Genomic DNA, 17,657 nt, shown 5'->3' on the forward strand with positions numbered 1-17,657 from the left:
CCACTTTTGTAAGTGGGAAGTTTAAGTAATCAAAAAACTGCATCACCAGGGATGCAGTTTTCTTCGTTCTAAAATCTTTAGGCTTATTTTTCCAGCAAGGCCAAAAGCCGGTCCTTTTCCTCCTGGCTGGCAAAAGCGGCTCTAACCGAGTTTAAGTAGAGCTGCTTTTCTTCAGATTTAGTCAAACCCTGCTCTTCCATGAGTTGGTATTCGCGGAGCAGGTTGGTCGCTGAAACGGTCATGTTGTCGGTGTTCAAGGTTACCCGCAGTTTTTGCCCCAGCATGGAGCGGAGGGGGTATTCGGCGATCTGATCAAAAACCTTGGTGTTCAGGTTTGAGCTGGCACAGCATTCAAGAGTAATCCCATCTTCAGCCAATTCTTTAACCAGGCTTGGGTCTTCCTGGCAGCGGATGCCGTGGCCGATCCGCTTGGTCCCTATGGCAAGGGCCTCTCTCATCGACTCTGGCCCCATGGCTTCGCCGGCATGGATGGTGTATGGAATCCCCCATTCTTTTGCCTGCTGGAAAAAGGGCTCGTACTTGCGGTTTGCCACTTCTTTGTTTTCCGGGCCCGCCAGGTCCAGGCCAGCTACTCCTTGATCTTTAAATTCTTTAGCTACTCTTACAGTTTCCCAGTTGGCTTCATCCTGGCCAACTAGCCGCATCAAGCAAAGGAGGAAGTTGGCGTGCAGGTCGTCTCCTTCCTGCCCTTTTTGCCAGGCGTAAAAATCGTCCCTGCCATCTAGAACTGCCTGGACAACTTCTGCCTGGGTCAAAGTTTCCGTATGCCGCTGGGGGGCAAAGCGGATTTCCGCGTAAACCAAGCCTTGTCTCTTTAGCTCTGATAAGAGCTCTCTGACAATCAAGCGGAGGTTGTCTGCTGTCTGCATCAAGGACAAGGGGAAGTCGAACTTGTCCAGGTATTCGTCCAGGTTCCGGCAGTCTGGGCTGACTGAAAGTCTTTTTCGCAAGTCAGTTTCTGGCAGGCTTCTCCCCTCTTTAGCCAGCAGTTCACGGACGGTTTGGTAAGGGACGGAGCCATCTAAGTGCAGGTGGAGGTCAATCAGTTTTTTCATAGTGTCTTTTACCCCTGTAAGAAAATAATTGTTACTATTCTAGCACCATTTATACTTTTTTAAAGAGGGATTTTTGCTAAAAGCTTTAATACCATTAACACAAACTGAATAACTTGAGCAGATTGTTCTGGATTTACTGAAATATATTTTCTTTTAAAAAGCAAAATCCTGCTTGAAAGCAACATTGCTGTCTCAAGCAGGATTTTTCACGGCAAATTAATAATGCCTGTGTTTTTTATAAATCTTTTTAACTTTTTCAAAACCAGTCTCTTCCAGCTCGCAGACCAGCCCTTGCGGCAGGACGTAGAGCACCCGGCCTGTCGCCCCGTCGTCGATCAAGTCGTACAGGCGGCCGGCGCTGCGGCTTTCGCCCAAGACAGTATACGGGCTGTTGGCCACGTAGCCGATCTTGCCTAAAGCCCGGGCTTCCACCCTAATGGCTTCCTTGTCATACTTGTTGTCAGGTTCCTTGTACAAGGTTACCTTCATTCTCGGCTTGAAAGCTTCCGTCCCAAAGTAGTGGTTGCAGCCCGTTACCGTAAAGAAAATGTCTTCCATACCGCTCGCCTCCATTCGCGCATATAGTCAAGAAACTTTTGTAGTTTTTGCAAAAAATTATTCTATCTTAACTATAATCCTGCTTTTATCCGGCGGAAAGCATTTTCTCCCCATCTTGCCCATTTGTCCATTTTTCACTAAAATATGATTAGGATAAAATTTTTTAGAATAATAATGCTCGGAGGAAAAATATGAAAATTGCTGTTTTAACCGACAGTTCTGCTTACCTGAGCAAGGAGCAACAAGAGAAGTATCATATCGACGTGGTGCCGATTCCCTTGATTTGGGACGGGAAGACCTACTACGACCTGGTCGACATCAGCTATGAAGAATTTTATGAAAAAATCTCTACTAGCCAGACCCTGCCGACCACTTCCCAGCCATCTTTGGGTCAGATCATGGAATTCGTCGACCACTACGTGGAAGAAGGCTACACCGACGTAATCATCCTGCCTTTGTCCAGCGGGATCTCCAGCTCCTACAACAACCTGGTCAACTACGCGGCTGAAGAAGACCGGATCAAGATTCATCCTTTTGACTGCCGTACTACCTGTGCCGGCCTGGCTGACTGCGCCATTTTGGCTGCCCGCCTGGTTAATGCCGGAGCCAGCGTCGACCTCATCATGAAGGACCTGGAAGACCTGCGCAAGACGATCGGCGTCCGTTTCTTGGTCGACAACCTGGGCCACCTCAAGCGGACCGGCCGCCTGTCAAACGCGGCCAGCTTTATCGGCACCTTACTCCACATTACGCCAATCCTAGCCATGGACGTGCAAAAGACTGGCCACATCTCCGCCATTGCCAAGGGACGCCAATATAAGCGGGCCTACAAGCATGTCCAAAACGACTTCCGTGAATTGACGGAAAACAAGGACTACCCAATCCAGGCCACGATTTTTGACGCGGCTAACCCCGATCGGGGCGACGAATGGATTAAAGATTACCAGGCTGCTTTCCCAAAGGACAAGTTTGACCGGTCCATCATTGGCCCCGTTGTTGGCGTTCACTGCGGGAAAAATACCATCGCCATCATTTGGTGCCGGGACATCGACAGCTACTTTGACCAAGACGGCCAGCCTCTGCCAGATGTCGAATCTGCGGAAGTCGGCGAAAAGTTTTAAATTAGGCAAAAAAGAATAAGCAACAAATAAACTCCTGTGCTACTAGCTTGCACAGGAGTTTTTCTGTAATCCTTAATCAGTTTAGTTTTTATTCGCCCCAAACTTCGTCAGCGACTTCCTTGATGAACTTCAGCTTGTTCCATTCCTCTTCTTCAGTCAAGGTGTTGCCTTCTTCAGTTGACGCAAAGCCGCATTGCGGACTGAGGCAGAGGTTTGCCAAAGGCACATAGCCGCTGGCTTCCTTTAAGCGGGCGATGACCGCGTCCTTGTCTTCCAATTGGCCAAACTTGGAAGTTACCAGGCCCAAGACGAGCTTGACATTTTCCCGGCCGTTCCAGATCTGATTGATTGGCGCCAGGTCACCGGATCTGTCTGAGTCGTATTCCTGGAAAAAGCCATCGTAGTTCAGCTGGGCCAGGTAAGGCACAACCGGTTCATAGCCGCCGGAGAAGAGGAAGGTGGACTTGAAGTTGCCCCGGCAGATGTGGGTCGTTACCGTCAAGTCTTCCGGCAGGCCTTCCAAAGCAGCGTTGATAACCGTTACCGCGCTTTCAGCCAAGTGGACGTACTTGGCATGTTCTTTTGGATTGTCCTGGCTTTCATTGAGCTTGCTGATCAAAAAGGCCCAGGTGGTGTCGTCGATTTGCAGGTAGCGGCAGCCGAGATCGTAAAAGTGCTTGATGGTTTCGTTGTAGGCTTTGCCTAAGTCAGCCAGGTAGTCTTCCCAGCTAGCGTAGAATTCTGGCCAGTTGTCAGACCGGTTATCTCTGAAGAGCATGGTTGGTGAAGGAATAGTCTGCTTGGCTACCGCGTCCCCGGCCGCCTTTTGGGTGAAAAGGAAGTGGTCAAAGAATGGATGGTGCGGGTTGTAGGCTACCTTGCCGCCCAATTCAGCATTGTCAGTCCGGGTCTTGACCCCATGGAACTTATAGCTTTATTGGTAGTCGTACTTGATTCCCCCTTTAAGGCCCCACAAGAAGTCCAGGTGCCACCAGCTGCGGCGGAATTCACCATCAGTTACGGCTTTAAGGCCCACTGCCTTTTCCTTTTCAACCAGGTCGCTGATCCACAAGAGGCACTGGAGCAGCAGAAGACCTGGATGGGTCAAGGTCCGCTTTGACCAGAAAAGGGAAATTAATTCACTGGAAATTGTCAAAAAAATCCCTGCTCCTAAACCAATCAGTAAACTAAATATGCTGGCGTAAACAAAAGCCAGGCTTTTCAACCTCTTCATCTTCAATATCCTCTCCAATCCTTAATCTGCATCATTCCATGATAACAAATTTCCCCGGTAACTTGAACGCTTTTTCAGCTCTCCACGCCTCAACTTTATTTTTCTTATCCAATCACCATTTTCTATACCTGTACCCATTAATTTAAGAAAAATTTTATTTGAAAGCGCTTTTGATAAATGCTAGAATGCAAGGTGAAAAAAGAAAAATAATCAGAAAACAGTTAGCAAGTTAATATGAGGTGAATGAGATGTATTATTCAAACGGTAATTACGAAGCATTTACTGACGCTAGAAAGCCAAAAGACGCTGACAAGAAGAGCGCTTATGTCATCGGGGGCGGCCTGGCCGGCTTAGCTGCCTGCGTCTTCATGATCCGCGACGGCCACATGGATGGCAAGAAGATTCACTTGCTGGAAGAAGAAGCCCTGGCCGGGGGTTCTCTGGACGGGACCAAGCGGCCGGAATACGGCTATATCATCCGGGGCGGCCGGGAAATGGAAAACCACTTTGAATGCCTTTGGGACATGTACCGGTCAATTCCATCTTTGGAAATTCCTGGCGCTTCCTACCTGGACGAGTATGCCTGGCTGGACAAGGATGACCCTAACTCATCCAACTGCCGCCTGATCCACCACCGGGGCGACCGGGTGCCAACTGACGGCCAGTATGGCCTGGGCAAGTGCGCCGGGGAAATCGTCAAGCTGATCATGACACCGGAAGACAAGCTGGAAGGGATCTCAATTGAAGATTTCTTCTCTGATGAATTCTTTGAAACCAACTTCTGGGCTTACTGGGCAACCATGTTTGCCTTTGAAAAGTGGCACTCAGTCATTGAAATGCGCCGCTACGCGATGCGTTTTATCCACCACATCGACGGCTTGCCGGACCTGTCAGCCTTGAAGTTCAACAAGTACAACCAGTATGAATCAATGACCAAGCCCCTTTTGGCCTACCTGGAAAGCCACGATGTTGACATCTGCTACAACACCCAGGTTGAAAATGTCGTAGTTGATACCAGCAACGGCGAAAAGGTTGCCAAGAAGCTGATCCTCACCAGAGACGGGGAACACCAGGAAATCGACCTGACCCCGGACGACCTGGTATACGTGACCAACGGGTCAATCGTTGAAAGCTCAACTTACGGCACCCACCACACTCCAGCGCCAATCACCCACAAGCTGGGCGGGTCTTGGCACTTGTGGCAGAACCTGGCTGAACAAGACGAAGCCTTTGGCCACCCGGAAGTCTTCTGCGAAAACATCCCGGAAAGAGCCTGGTTCGTTTCCGCGACCATGACCATGAAGGATGCTACTCTGGAACCATACTTTGAACGCTTGACCAAGCGGGACATCCACCAGCATCGGGTCAACACGGGCGGGATCATCACCGTAACTGACTCCAACTGGATGCTCTCCTTCACCATCCACCGTCAGCCACACTTCAAGGACCAAAAGGAAAACGAAACCGTTGTCTGGATCTATGCCCTTTACTCAGACACGCCAGGCAACTACATCAAGAAGCGGGTCGTTGACTGCACGGGTGAAGAAATCACGGAAGAACTCCTCTACCACCTGGGCGTGCCAGACGATTTGATCAAGAAGTATGCCGGCGATGACTATGTCAACACTGTTCCGGTTTACATGCCTTACATCACTGCTTACTTCCAAATGCGGAAGAAGGGCGACCGGCCGGCAGTCGTGCCAGCTGGTTCAGTCAACCTGGCCTTTATCGGCAACTTCGCTGAATCTCCGACCAGAGACACTGTCTTCACCACTGAATACTCAGTCCGGACCGCTATGGAAGCTGTCTACACCCTGCTGAACGTTGACCGCGGGGTACCGGAAGTCTTTGACTCAGTCTACGACATCCGGGAGCTTTTGAAGGCAACCTACTACTTAAACGACAAGAAGCCAATCGACCAGATGGACCTGCCGCTGCCAAAGATCGTGGTCAAGGGGGCCATGAAGAAGGTCCAGGGCACTTGGCTGGAAGAATTGCTCAAAGAAGCAAAATTGCTTGAGTAAACAAGCTAAAAATGAGATAAAAAGCCTTGCATGACAGCAAGTAAAAAAGAGAAGCAAATTGCTTCTCTTTTTCTTTTGGTCAATTATTTTAACTGAATCTATTTTTTTACCCTTCTTCACCGTCGCGCTTTCTCTGCCACTTGGCAATGAGCGGCAAAATTACACCGAGAGCAATCATGAAGAGAGGTTCAACGATGTTAAGAATCAGCATGTGGGTCCACTTGGCCGTCCCGAATTCAGCATCGATTGGGACAATCCCGAAGGTAGCCCCGGTCAGGGTCACGATCAAGCACCACCAGCCGACAAAGATGGCAAACTTCCGGTTCTTAATGTAGACGTAAGCTGACGGGTAATCTTCTTCATGCATCCGCACCTTGATGAAGGCCCAGAAAAGCAGGCCGGTCACGTAAGGTGATACGATCCCGTTCAAGTTCAAAAGCTGGTTGAAGATGTCGTTGACCGTTGGCAAAGTTGAGCTCAAGAAGAGCAAAACTGAGCAAATGAAGGTGGTCAGCCAGTAGCCGTTGATTGGCAGGCCGTTCTTGTCCACCTTGGTCAATTGCTTTGGCAGGTACTGCTTGGCCGTGTCAGACAGGAAGATCCGGGCCCCGCCGTCAACCAATACCGCCAGCTGGGCCAGCATGTAGAGGGCTTGAGTGATGATGAAGGCATACAAGAAGAAGTTGCCCATCCCAAACTTGTCCCCCATGGCCTGGAAGGCGTAGTAGGACCCGTTCATCTTGAGGTCATCCGGCAGCTTGTGGGCATTAAAGAAGACACCTAAACTGAAGGAACCAAAGATAGTCAAGAAGCCCGTCATCGCGGCCAGCATGTACATAGCCTTCGGGAAGTCCCGGGGACCATTTTTCATTTCATTGACATAAGGGGCGACGAATTCACTGCCGTTCATGGCAAAAATCAAGAGCCCCAGGGACATCATGAACTTCATGTCAAAAGTCGGCAGGAAGTTCTTGAAGTGGAAGGGCTGGGTCGCTACCGACCGCCCCTCGCCCAGGTAGGCAAAGGTCATAATGACAAAAAGAATGGTCATTACAAACATGGCTCCGCCCCCGATAATGGACAGCCATTGCAAGGAGTTGGCAAATTTGTGCTGGAAGAAAATGAAGGCCACGAAGATCAAAGCCGTGAACAAGGCAAAGACCCAGTTGGACATTTCATTATCATCCAGTGCCCGCCCCTTAAAGAGCCAGGCAAAGGAAATGACGGTTGAGTTGGCCACGTCAACCAGGTAAGGCAGAGAAACCACCCAGTAGCACCAGGCAGTAATGTAGCCCATCTTGTCGCCAGAGGTATGCCGGATCCAGGAGGACAAACCGCCCCCTTCTTTGGCAAAAACGCTGCCCAGGTGACCGACCATCATTTCATAAGGAATGACGAACAAGACCAAGAGCAAAACCCAGTCGCTGACCACAGCCAGACCCTGGTTTTGAAAATTGTAGATGATGTCATCGAAACCAATCACGGTCACGAAGTCCATCAGAGCGATCACCGGCCAGGAAATATATTTCCGCTTGCCGGTTTCATCTAAAGAATCCATACTTTTATATTCTTCCTCCTTACTTCTTAAGCAATAAAAGAAATCATGATTTCCAGCTGCATCAAAGCGTTGATGGCGCCGGGCAAACTTTCTTCACTGACCGTCTGCGAAATCACGGCATTGTCTTCATCAAAGTCAAAACCAGCATCCATGACCATCCCGGCCGCGTACTCGTTTAAATCCTCGTTTTCTTCCGTAGGATTGTACTTGTACATGAGGTAGCCGTCATCAGTTACCGTATATTTATCCCCGCTCTTTTCGACCAGGACAAAAGGCTTGCGGCCGTATGCATCAACCAGTTCGTTTTCCACCTGGAAAACCGTGTCTGACCAAGGCTTAAAAACTGTCTGTCCCGCCAGCCAATTGATGTAGTCTGCCTTCAATTTCTCGATTTCCATTATTGTTTTCTTCCTTCCAAAAAATTTACGCTTTCATTCATTATAGCTAATTGGGAGGCAAAAGAAAAACCAGCCTGGCGGCTGGCTTAATTTTTTGATTTTAGTGATTATCAATTGCCCCGTTCAGGCGCTTGCGCCAAATCAGGTAAACAATCAAGGCCAAAGGTACCACGATCAGCTGAACCAGGTAGAACCAGCGGCCCGGCAAGACCTTGGCCACAACCCCGGCCAGCATCGGCCCAAAGGCCATGGCGATGTCCAGACCCAGGTAAAAGGTGGAGCTGCCCAGGCCCTGTTCATTGGCCGGTGACAAAAGCAGGGCCGTTGACTGCAGGACGGAGTAGATCAAGCCATAGCCGACCGCCATCCCGGCCGCCCCCAGGGCCATCATCCAGTTGCTGCTCATGTAAGCCAAAAGGACCAGGTAAATGGCCGTAGCCACCAGGCTCAGCCAGAACCAGACCCCGAAGCGGACCGTGTCAAAGTAGTTCTTGAGGAAGGTCCGGATCAAGAGCAAGACGATGGCGTAGATGAAGAAGTAGCTCCCTACCGCCACTGGCATGTGCATCTTGGCCACGTAAGTCACGATGTCGGCCTGGGTGACGAAGTATGGAATCCCGAAACAGGTCGTCAAAAGTGCTACTGGCAAAGCGTTGACGGAGATCATCTTGAACTGCTTCTTTTCTTTTTGCCGAGGACTAGGAACAGCCCGGTTGCCGACGAACTGGATAATGATGATCATGATCAAAGTTGCCGCGGCTGGCAGCATCATGGTTTTCCGGTAGCCAATCACCTTATAAAGGTTGATGGAAATAGCCGGGGCAATGGACATGGCCAAAGCATTCATCAGCCCGTACAAACCCATGGCCGACCCGACGTGCTGGCGGGGAACCAGGAAGGCGATCCAGGTGGTCATGCAGACCGTGCAAAGGACAAAACCAGTCCCGTTGATGATTCTAAACAAGAGCAAGAGCTCCCCGTTAGGCGAAACAATATAGCCCACGATCCCGATAAGGATCAGCACCCCGCCGATAAAAGACAGCTGGTACTTGGAGAACTTGTCAGTCAAGTTGCCGGCGATTGGCCGGAGAAACATGGCCGCGAAGCTCATAATCCCCACGATCACCCCGGCTAAAATGCTGCTAGCCCCCAGGCTTTCAGCATAGCCGTTGATCAATGGGTTGTTGAACATGGTCCCGAACAAAAACAGGAAGGAGGCGGTCATGACCAAGATGACGTCTTTGGAATAAATCGACTTGCCCTTTTCCTTCTCCATCCGCCCCGCTTTAGCCGGGGAAACACTTGCACTCTTGCTGCTCACTGTATAACCTTCTTTAGTCTCAATCAATAATAATGATTTTTGCTTAAAAACAAATTAGATTTTACCATATTTTTCCCCTCTGCGCTAAGGCTGGCAAAAATCTCTTTGCCTTTTTTCGATTATCCAGCAGTAAAGCGCTAGCAAGCGCCAGCTTGATTAAGATAATTACGTCTGATTTCTTCATAAGAAAAAAGCCTGCGCAAAAGGCAGACTTTCTGATTAGTCAATGATAAATATCGTATTCTGAACTTTAGTAGTTGAAGTAGCGCTTTACTTCCCATTCTGAAACTGACTGGGTATACAGAGCCCATTCAGTTTCCTTCAATTCCAGGAAGCTGTCAACGATGTGTTCGCTGAAGGCAGACTTTACGACTTCGTCTTCCTTGAAGGCCTTGATAGCATTGTGCAGGGTTGATGGCAATGGCTTGATGCCCAGTTCCTTGCGTTCGTCATCAGTCATTTCAAACAGGTTGGAAGTTACAGGTGCCATTGGCAGCTTGCCTTCCTTGATCCCGGTCAAACCAGCCTTCAAGCAGGCTGACAAAAGCAGGTATGGGTTAGCAGTTGGGTCAGTTGACCGCATTTCCAAACGAGTGCCGACTTCGTTGGCGTTAGGAATCCGGACCATTGGTGACCGGTTCCGGCTAGCCCATGAGATGTAAACTGGGGCTTCAAAGCCTGGGATCAGCCGCTTGTAGGAGTTGACCGTTGGGTTAGCCACGCAGGTAATAGCGCGGGCGTGTTCCAAAATCCCGTTCAAGAAGGTCAAGGCAGTAGTTGACAGGTGGTATTGGCCATCCTTGTCGTAGAAGGCGTTCTTGCCGTCCTTGAGGAGGGACATGTTGGTGTGCATCCCGTTGCCGGCCAAACCTTCAACTGGCTTAGCCATGAAGCTTGCGTGCAGGTGGTACTTGCGGGCGATAGTCTTGACAACCATCTTGAAGGTTTGCAACTTGTCAGCAGTTGCCAAGGCGTTGTCGAAGCGGAAGTCGATCTCCTGCTGGCCATCGCCGACTTCGTGGTGGGCAGCTTCTACGCGGAAGCCCAGCTTTTCCAAAGTTTCCACGATTTCCCGGCGGCACTTGGCGCCTTCGTCTTCAGAAGCCATGTCGAAGTATGAGCTGTGGTCGGAAACCTTGGTGGTTTCTTCCCCGTTCTTGCCTTCCTTGAAGAGGAAGAATTCAGCTTCAAAGCCGATTTCAAAGTCGGAGAAGCCCATTTCTTCCATTTCCGCAATAACCTTCTTCAAGTTGTTGCGTGGGTCACCTTCAAATGGAGTGCCGTCTACGTTGTGAACTGAGCAGACCAAGCGGCCTATCGTGCCTTCTTCAACAGTCGTCCATGGCAGAACTAACCAAGTTGCCAGGTCTGGGTACAGAACCATGTCGCTTTCTTCCAGACGAACGAAGCCGTCGATTGATGAACCGTCAAAACGGGTTTGGTTGCCCAAGACGTCGTCCAATTGGCTGACAGGAACTTCCAAGTTCTTCAGCGTACCGTTAATGTCAGTGAAGGCCAAACGCAAAAAGCGAACATTCTTCTCTTCTACATCTTTGCGGATTTCTTCTTCAGTAATTACCTTGCTCATGTTCTCACCTTTAAAAATCAAGAATAAATTTACGATCAACTAATCAATTGGCTCTGTGCTAATCGATGCTTTAAAGATACCACTCTAACCGCGTGAGGTCAAATTGGTCTAAAGACCTTTTTAATAAAAAAGGACTTTTAGCCATTTTCCTTAAAAAACAAATGATTTACGGCATTTGTAACTGCTATTCTATCGTGAGCATAAGTTAGACCACCTTGCATGTAGAGGGCGTAAGGCGGCCGGATCGGGCCATCTGCTGAGAATTCCATGGTTGAACCAGAGACGAAATTGCCGGCGGCCATGATAACCTTATCTTCGTAACCTGGCATATCGCTTGGAATTGGCTCAACGAAGGAGTCAATTGGCGAATTTTTCTGCACTTCTTTAGTAAAATTGATCATCTTTTCCGGATCATTGAAGATGATCGTCTGAATGAGGTCGGTTCGCGGTTCATGCCATTTTGGCGTGACTTCACAGCCCATTTTTTCCAAAAGAGCTGCTGAGAAGATCATCCCCTTGATGGCTTCACCGGTTGTGTGCGGAGCCAGGAAGAAGCCTTCATAAAACTCGTGCATGTTGGTCAAGGTGGCCCCTTCTTCCTTGCCGATCCCCGGAGCCGTCAAGCGGATAGCCGCGGTTTCGACCAGTTCCTCTTTGCCGACGATGTAGCCGCCAGTCTGGGCGATCCCGCCGCCGGCGTTCTTGATCAAGGAGCCAGCCATAAAGTCGACCCCGTATTCAGTCGGCTCATGCTTTTCAGAAAATTCCCCATAGCAGTTGTCGGCGAAGACCAAGCTTTCTGGGCTGACCTTTTTAACAAAAGCAGTCATTTCCTTGATCTGGTCAACCGTGTAGCTCTGCCGGGTGTCATAGCCCCTAGACCGCTGGATGACCACGATATGGGGCTGGTCGCGCTTGAGGACCTTTTCCGCTTCTTCGTAGTCAACCCCGCCTTCTTCGTTTAAAGGCACGTAGGAGAAGTTGATCCCCTTCTGGATCAATGTCCCCCGCTTCTTCGGGCCCAGGCCGATCACCTGCTGCATGGTGTCATAAGGCATCCCGGTCAGATAGGTCAAAGTTTCACCTGGCAAAAGGTTGCCGTCTAACGCCACGGCCAGGGTGTGGGTACCGGAGACGAACTGGGGCCGGACCAGGGCGTCTTCAGTCTGGAAAACCTGGGCATAGATGGCTTCCAGCTTTTCTCGGCCGATGTCATCGTCCCCGTAGCCGTTGGTCCCCTTGAGGTCAGCTTCCGCCACCTGGTGGTCGACAAAGGCCTTGAGGACCTTTCCCTGGTTATAGACCACCTGGTCGTCAATTTCCCGCAGGCGGGGGGCAATTTCCTGGTCAACTTCAGCCAGGATTGCCTTTAATTCTTCTGGTAATTTTCTCATTTTTCTTCATTCATCCATTCTTCTATTCTGACAGCAATCCGGTTAGCGCAGTTGGGATCCGTCAAGGGATCATACCACTCAACCGGCAATTTATTCCTAAAGTAAGTCAGCTGCCGCTTGGCATACCGCCTTGAGGCCGTCTTAAGGGCCGTCACGCAGGCTTCCAAGCTGGCCTCTCCTGCAAAATAAGGAAAAAATTCCTTATAGCCGATAGCCTGCAGGACCTGGTGCTCGCCTGCCCGGTGCTCGTAGACAAAGCGGGCCTCTTCTAACAGCCCGGCCTCCATCATCAAGTCCACTCTCTGGTTGATCCGCTGGTAGATGGCCTCCCGGTCACTGTTTAAGCCGATGATCAAGTAGTCATAGCGGGGCTTAATTTCTGCCTGCTGCTTGGAAAAGAGCCCGCCCGTCCGGCTGATCACGCTGAGGGCCCTAAGGCTTCTTCGGCTGTTGGCCACCGGGATCTTCTTAGCAGCTTCCGGGTCTTTCTTGTTTAATTCCTCCCACAAGGCCTGGGGGCCGTTAGCTGCTAAAAAGTCTTCCCATTCCGGATCCACGCTGGCTGCTTCTTCTTCCTTGTCCCCCAGCTGCATGTCATTTAAAAGGGCATTGACGTAAAAGCCAGTCCCGCCTGCGATAATCGCCAGCTTGCCCCTGCCCGCGATCTCTCCGATGGCGGACCGGGCCTCATCAACGAAATTTTTTACGGAAAAATCCTCAAAGACCGAGTGGGCATCCACCAGGTAGTGCTTGACTTCTGCCTGCTCTTCCCGGCTGGCCTTGGCCGTGCCAATGGCTACTTCTTTGTAGATCTGCATGGAGTCCCCGGAGACGATCTCCCCGTCCAGTTTCTTGGCGATCTCGATAGCCAGGCTGGTCTTGCCCACGGCGGTCGGCCCGACTATGGCCACTACTTTCTGCATAAAATCCTCCTGCAATTTTCTCTTCTATCATCATAAACCAAAAAAGCCTGCTTGAGAAATTTTCTCAGCAAGCTTTCAGCTTAGTTCTTGGCTGCCTTCTTGCGGCCGTCCCATTGGGAGAAGCCGTCCTTGAGGTAAAAAACCTTGGCAAAATTGTGCTTGCGCAGGATGCTGGCGCAGCGCATGGTCATGGTCAAAGAGTCCGAGTAGAGGTAGACCGGCAGGTCTGGCCGCAGTTCGGTGTATTGGTACTTGAACATGGTATATGGGATGTTTCTTGCCCCATCAATATGTTCATGCTTGAACTCATTGGCTTCGCGGACGTCGATGATCTGCGCCTTCCGCATCCCGGCCTTGAATTCTTCGTTGGTCAGCTCCCCGCCCAGGCGCTTGGCCTGGATCCGGTTGTAGGCCCAGAAGCCCAGAAAGCCCAGCAGGATGACGCCCAAGATGACGTCAAGAACGATTAAAAAATTGGTCATGTAAAAAAGCTCCTTCTTGCAAGTCTTATCTCATAATAACGCTAAATTCAGCCTGGGGCTAGCTAGTCCAGCCTTTTTTCCCGCTCAAGCCGTTCTTCGTATTCGTGCTCATGCTTTAAGACCAGTTTCGCGTTTAAATAGATTTTTTTCTCTAAGAGGCCTGCCTTATACAAATTGTCTAATTCAATCGCCATTAATTCGATGTCCCACTTCCGCTTGCCCAAGTGGACCAGAATGCCGTATTTTTTCAAAAGCTGCTGGACATCGTAAAGATTTTTCAAAACAGTCATTATACCGTCACTGCCATTCCTAAACGCAAAATCAAAACCACATAGACAATCAAGCCAGCCGCGGCCAATAGCCGGCCGCCCTTGCCGTAGCCTTTATAGGTCGCGTCACCCAGGATTACCGCCAGCAAGGCCCCGGTGATCAAACCGCCCAAGTGGCCCAGGATATCCACGTCAGGCATGAAGACGTCCAGGACCAGGTTGATGACCGCTAAGGCCAAAGCCTGCCGGCCCAGGAAGGACAAAAGGGTATTGTCTTTATCCTTAAAGCCGGCGCAGGTCATGGCCCCAAAGAGGCCAAAGAGGGCAGTTGAGGCCCCGGCACTGATGGCCTGGTCATTGCCAAAGGCCAAGGTTAAAAGACTGCCGCCCACCCCTGACAGCAGGTAGATCAGCAAAAAGCGCCAGTGGCCGAAAACCGGCTCAGCGTACTGGCCGATATAGTAGATCATAATCGCGTTGGAAGCGATGTGCATGATCCCGATATGGAGGAACTGGGCGGTAAACAGGCGCCACCACTGTCCCTCCATAACCACGGCCGGGTTGAACATAGCCCCCATTTTCAGCAAAACAGAAGTGCTCTCAGAGCCGCCCATAAAGGTTTCCACCAGGAAAACGGCAAAGAGGACCACAACCAGCGCGGTTGTCATATAATTACGCCGCAGATTATTCATCACCGGCCTCCTTTACAATAATCAAATCATCCATGGCCTGGTCATGGTCTTCCATTGGCCAGACCGGAGTCTTAAAGTACATGGCTGAGTTGACCAGGGCCAGGGTCTGGACGGAATTTTGGGCCAAAAAGCGGTCGTAGTAGCCCCCGCCAAAACCAATCCGGCTCTTGCCCGCCGGACTGAAGGCCAGGCCGGGAACAAAAAGCAGGTCCAAGGCGTTATCAGCTTCTTTTTCTTCCACCAGCTCCCAGACCCCGAACTTGGTCTGTATTAAGGGAGCGCCTTCGTCCCATTTTAAAAAGTCCAGCTGCCAGCCAGGATGGCACTTAGCCAGATAGAGCTCCTTACCCTCTCCCCGCAGCTCTTTAATCAAGCCATTTATGTCCACTTCCAGCGGCATGGGCAGGGTTAGGCCAATTTTTTTCGCCTCCTGGACCAGGGGATGCTGCAGGGCCAGGGAAGTCAATTCCTGGTCTTGCCTTTTTTTAGCCGGAGTCTTGGCGAAATCCGCCAGCCGCTGCCTTTGCCAGGAGCGGAAAGTCTTCTTGTCCATCAAAGCAGTCACGCCCTCACTTCCTGCAAGATAAAAAAAGCAGGCCTTTCGACCTGCTGTCTTTTATTACTTAGTCTCGCGGTGAAGAGTTACCTGTCTTTCAACTGGGCAATACTTCTTCAAGGTCAAACGTTCCGGATGCTTACGCTTGTTCTTCTTAGATAAGTAACTTCTGTCGCCACATTCGGTGCATTCTAAAATGATGTTGTCTGCCATTATTTTCACCACCTACAATTAATATCTGACTGTACAATCATAACATTTCCAAGGGTAAAGAGCAAGTTATCTTGCCAAATTAACTATTAATTTGTGCTTGAAAACTTTCCCTTGTACATCTTGTAGTAAGTCGTCACCATCGACTTGGCCATGTCCTTGTTGTAGTTGCCTTCCTTGTTCGGATCGATGCCGACAAAAACAACCGCGAAGGCAATCTGCGGGTGGTTGGACGAAGCCCAGCCGACCATGGTTTCGTTAATCAGTTCCTTATCAGTCGACTTCTTGGTCTTAGTGTTGTAGTAGAATGTCTGGGCCGTACCGGTCTTAGCGGAGATCGACGGCTTGACATTCTTCAAGGCATGCGCTGTCCCCCAGGCGTTGGACCCGTGGACGACCTGGTAGAGCCCTTGCTTGATGACAGCCAGCTCATCCGCTGTCCAAGGGATCTTGAACTGGACAGTCGGCTTCTTGTTATAGTAAGTATAGAAGTGCTTGCCGTCGCTGCTGGTTCTGCCGATAGACTGGACAACGTATGGCTGCATCCGGTAGCCCCCGTTGGCAATCGTTGAAATGTACTGAGCCAGTTGGATTGGGGTATAAGCATCATAGTTCCCGTAGGATTCGTCGAGGACTGACCCGGACAGGATGATCCCGTTGGAGTCAGTTGATGCCCCTTGGATACCGGAGCTTTCACCTGGCAGGTCGATCCCGGTCTTTTGCCCCAAACCAAACATGGCAAAGTTGTTTCTCAAGGTCTCAAAGGCCGTCTCCGGCATGTGAATGTACTGCTTGGCCACATAGCTGGCCTTCACCCAGCGCAGGGTCAACTGCATCATGTAGATGTTGGAAGATACTTCCAAGGCGCTGGCCGCCGTCAAGGAGCTGAAAGTCCCGGTCGGGTAAACAGACTTCTTGACCGGAGTACCAGGCAGGTAGATGGCCGTATCCGGCAGAGTGTTGTTGGTTGGGGTGATGACCTTATTGATCAAGCCCCCGGCCACCTGGGCCCCCTTGACAACAGACCCCATAACGAAGGACTGGTTGATGTTGCCCAGGGCGTTGTCCGTGATCTTGCCCGTTGATGGGTCATGGCTGATCCCGGACATAGCCAGGATCGCCCCGGTATTCGGGTTCATGGCGATCGCGTAAGCCCCGCTGGACAGGCTGGCCGCCCCGGCCCTCAAGGCAGAGTTAAACTGCTGCTTGAGGGCCTCGGTTACGGCTACTTGGTACTTGGCGTCAATCGTCAATTTCAGGCTGGCCCCAGACTGGCCCTTGTAAACCTGCTTGGTCTTGGTGATTTCGTTGCTGGAGTTGCTGGTGACCTTGTAGCTGGCTTTGGTCCCCTTCAAGAGGGGCTCGTATTCCTTTTCCAGGTAGGAAATCCCGACCCGGTCGTTTCTGGAATAGCCATTGACCAGGTAGTATTGCAGGTTGTCCCTCGGCAAACCAGTCTTGGTCGTGGAAACTGACCCGATGATACTCTTGATTGAAGACCCGTTCGGGTAGTAGCGGTTCCAGTCAGTCCCGATCCCGACCCCCGGCATGGAAGACAGGTGCTCGCCGACCTGGGCGATTTCCTTGTTGCTGAGGCCGCTACTCTTTAAGTTGATCGTCGACAAGGTTGTGGCCCCTGACATCATGTTATACAAGAGGGCGGCCGTCTTTTCCTGGCTGGTTAAAGACGGCTTAAGGGTGTTTTCGACGTAGGCCACTTCATTGTCGTTGATTTCTGAAGTCGACAGGCTGGACTTCTTCTGGGACTTGGGCAAGGCAGCCAGGACTTTCTTGGCCCGGCTGCTGTCAGCCAGGTAATAATCGGCAATTTGTCTTTTTGTCGGCTTTTCGTCGGTAATTTTTATATAATTACTAAGGGTATTAGCAACCTTGTACATCTCTTTGGAAGTCGTTGACAGGCTGCGCATGTAAGTAATCGCGTTCTCAGCCTTGTTGCCGACCAGGACCCGGCCCTGGGAGTCGTACATGACTCCCCGGGGGACAGACTTGGTCATGGTGTTTTCGTCGGTGGCGTTAACCTCCGCGGAAAAGCGCGAACCGTAGAAGAGCTGCAAGTATGCTAATTGGCCAATTAAGGCCGCGAACAAAATTACGATGACCCCGACCAGAATCTTCATTCTGAGAGGGGTGTTTGCGGTTTGACTACTGTTGCCAGTTCCGCTATTCTTTCTAAAATAACTCATGATAAAACCATCCTCACTAACAAGTAATTTTAGCAAAAAGACCTGCGCA

General features: G+C 50.6%; 17 protein-coding genes and 1 pseudogene. 2 read left to right on the forward strand and 16 right to left on the reverse strand.

Annotation, left to right across the window (positions count from 1 at the left end; all coding sequences use genetic code 11):
• Nucleotides 1-83: 83 nt before the first annotated feature.
• Both add and HMPREF3168_RS04030 read right to left on the reverse strand, forming a co-directional pair.
• Nucleotides 84-1,076, reverse strand: coding sequence for an adenosine deaminase (gene add / locus HMPREF3168_RS04025; protein ID WP_035162293.1), 993 nt, complete (start codon nucleotides 1,074-1,076; stop codon nucleotides 84-86).
• 216 nt (nucleotides 1,077-1,292) lie between these two features.
• Entirely contained in the window at nucleotides 1,293-1,634 is a 342-nt protein-coding gene (locus HMPREF3168_RS04030; protein ID WP_035162291.1) for an HIRAN domain-containing protein, read from the reverse strand.
• Between the two features lie 191 nt (nucleotides 1,635-1,825).
• Between HMPREF3168_RS04030 and HMPREF3168_RS04035 the strand changes: the two genes are divergently transcribed.
• Nucleotides 1,826-2,755, forward strand: coding sequence for a DegV family protein (locus HMPREF3168_RS04035; protein ID WP_016396904.1), 930 nt, complete (start codon nucleotides 1,826-1,828; stop codon nucleotides 2,753-2,755).
• A gap of 88 nt (nucleotides 2,756-2,843) precedes the next feature.
• On the opposite strand, the pseudogene HMPREF3168_RS04040 reads toward HMPREF3168_RS04035, so the two are convergent.
• A pseudogene (locus tag HMPREF3168_RS04040) lies at nucleotides 2,844-3,821 on the reverse strand (5-methyltetrahydropteroyltriglutamate--homocysteine S-methyltransferase); the annotation flags it as partial.
• Between the two features lie 416 nt (nucleotides 3,822-4,237).
• Between HMPREF3168_RS04040 and HMPREF3168_RS04050 the strand changes: the two are divergent.
• Complete coding sequence (locus HMPREF3168_RS04050; RefSeq protein ID WP_004560639.1) at nucleotides 4,238-6,013, forward strand: oleate hydratase; 1,776 nt, start codon at nucleotides 4,238-4,240, stop codon at nucleotides 6,011-6,013.
• A gap of 106 nt (nucleotides 6,014-6,119) precedes the next feature.
• Here the strand turns inward: HMPREF3168_RS04050 and HMPREF3168_RS04055 are convergent, their stop codons facing one another.
• From HMPREF3168_RS04055 to HMPREF3168_RS04105, 13 genes are all read right to left on the reverse strand, one after another.
• A complete protein-coding gene (locus HMPREF3168_RS04055) occupies nucleotides 6,120-7,571 on the reverse strand; it encodes an APC family permease (RefSeq protein ID WP_016396907.1) in 1,452 nt (483 codons plus the stop codon).
• Between the two features lie 26 nt (nucleotides 7,572-7,597).
• The gene (locus HMPREF3168_RS04060) at nucleotides 7,598-7,969 is read right to left on the reverse strand and encodes a hypothetical protein (RefSeq protein WP_003614165.1); all 372 of its coding nucleotides are present in this window, start codon (nucleotides 7,967-7,969) and stop codon (nucleotides 7,598-7,600) included.
• A 100-nt stretch (nucleotides 7,970-8,069) separates the two neighbouring features.
• Nucleotides 8,070-9,290 (reverse strand): MFS transporter, encoded by a 1,221-nt coding sequence (locus HMPREF3168_RS04065; RefSeq protein ID WP_003614159.1) that lies wholly within the window; start codon nucleotides 9,288-9,290, stop codon nucleotides 8,070-8,072.
• Nucleotides 9,291-9,351: 61 nt separating this feature from the next.
• A complete protein-coding gene (locus tag HMPREF3168_RS10925) occupies nucleotides 9,352-9,474 on the reverse strand; it encodes a hypothetical protein (RefSeq protein ID WP_003614170.1) in 123 nt (40 codons plus the stop codon).
• 66 nt (nucleotides 9,475-9,540) lie between these two features.
• Nucleotides 9,541-10,878 (reverse strand): type I glutamate--ammonia ligase, encoded by a 1,338-nt coding sequence (gene glnA / locus HMPREF3168_RS04070; protein ID WP_035162285.1) that lies wholly within the window; start codon nucleotides 10,876-10,878, stop codon nucleotides 9,541-9,543.
• A gap of 137 nt (nucleotides 10,879-11,015) precedes the next feature.
• A complete protein-coding gene (locus HMPREF3168_RS04075; protein WP_070488584.1) occupies nucleotides 11,016-12,272 on the reverse strand; it encodes a methionine gamma-lyase family protein in 1,257 nt (418 codons plus the stop codon).
• Nucleotides 12,269-13,195 (reverse strand): tRNA (adenosine(37)-N6)-dimethylallyltransferase MiaA, encoded by a 927-nt coding sequence (gene miaA, locus HMPREF3168_RS04080; protein WP_003614157.1) that lies wholly within the window; start codon nucleotides 13,193-13,195, stop codon nucleotides 12,269-12,271. The genes HMPREF3168_RS04075 and miaA overlap by 4 nt, the downstream gene beginning before the upstream one ends.
• An 80-nt stretch (nucleotides 13,196-13,275) precedes the next feature.
• Nucleotides 13,276-13,677 carry a rhodanese-like domain-containing protein gene (locus HMPREF3168_RS04085; protein WP_003614167.1) on the reverse strand — a complete coding sequence of 134 codons (402 nt, stop codon included), beginning with the start codon at nucleotides 13,675-13,677 and terminating at the stop codon, nucleotides 13,276-13,278.
• A gap of 62 nt (nucleotides 13,678-13,739) precedes the next feature.
• Nucleotides 13,740-13,967, reverse strand: a complete 228-nt coding sequence (locus HMPREF3168_RS04090) for a YqgQ family protein (protein ID WP_003614169.1) — start codon at nucleotides 13,965-13,967, stop codon at nucleotides 13,740-13,742.
• Nucleotides 13,967-14,638, reverse strand: a complete 672-nt coding sequence (locus HMPREF3168_RS04095) for a rhomboid family intramembrane serine protease (RefSeq protein ID WP_025895840.1) — start codon at nucleotides 14,636-14,638, stop codon at nucleotides 13,967-13,969. The genes HMPREF3168_RS04090 and HMPREF3168_RS04095 overlap by 1 nt, the downstream gene beginning before the upstream one ends.
• Nucleotides 14,631-15,203 (reverse strand): 5-formyltetrahydrofolate cyclo-ligase, encoded by a 573-nt coding sequence (locus tag HMPREF3168_RS04100; RefSeq protein ID WP_070488586.1) that lies wholly within the window; start codon nucleotides 15,201-15,203, stop codon nucleotides 14,631-14,633. The genes HMPREF3168_RS04095 and HMPREF3168_RS04100 overlap by 8 nt, the downstream gene beginning before the upstream one ends.
• A 54-nt stretch (nucleotides 15,204-15,257) precedes the next feature.
• Nucleotides 15,258-15,407: a 50S ribosomal protein L33 gene (gene rpmG / locus HMPREF3168_RS09765; RefSeq protein WP_002879260.1), complete on the reverse strand. Its 150-nt coding sequence runs from the start codon at nucleotides 15,405-15,407 to the stop codon at nucleotides 15,258-15,260.
• Nucleotides 15,408-15,493: 86 nt separating this feature from the next.
• Nucleotides 15,494-17,608 (reverse strand): peptidoglycan D,D-transpeptidase FtsI family protein, encoded by a 2,115-nt coding sequence (locus tag HMPREF3168_RS04105; RefSeq protein ID WP_070488588.1) that lies wholly within the window; start codon nucleotides 17,606-17,608, stop codon nucleotides 15,494-15,496.
• Nucleotides 17,609-17,657: the final 49 nt, after the last annotated feature.

Origin of the sequence: Lactobacillus sp. HMSC08B12 (assembly GCF_001808415.1) — a bacterium.
In the GTDB taxonomy this organism is placed as follows: Bacteria; Bacillota; Bacilli; order Lactobacillales; family Lactobacillaceae; genus Lactobacillus; species Lactobacillus delbrueckii.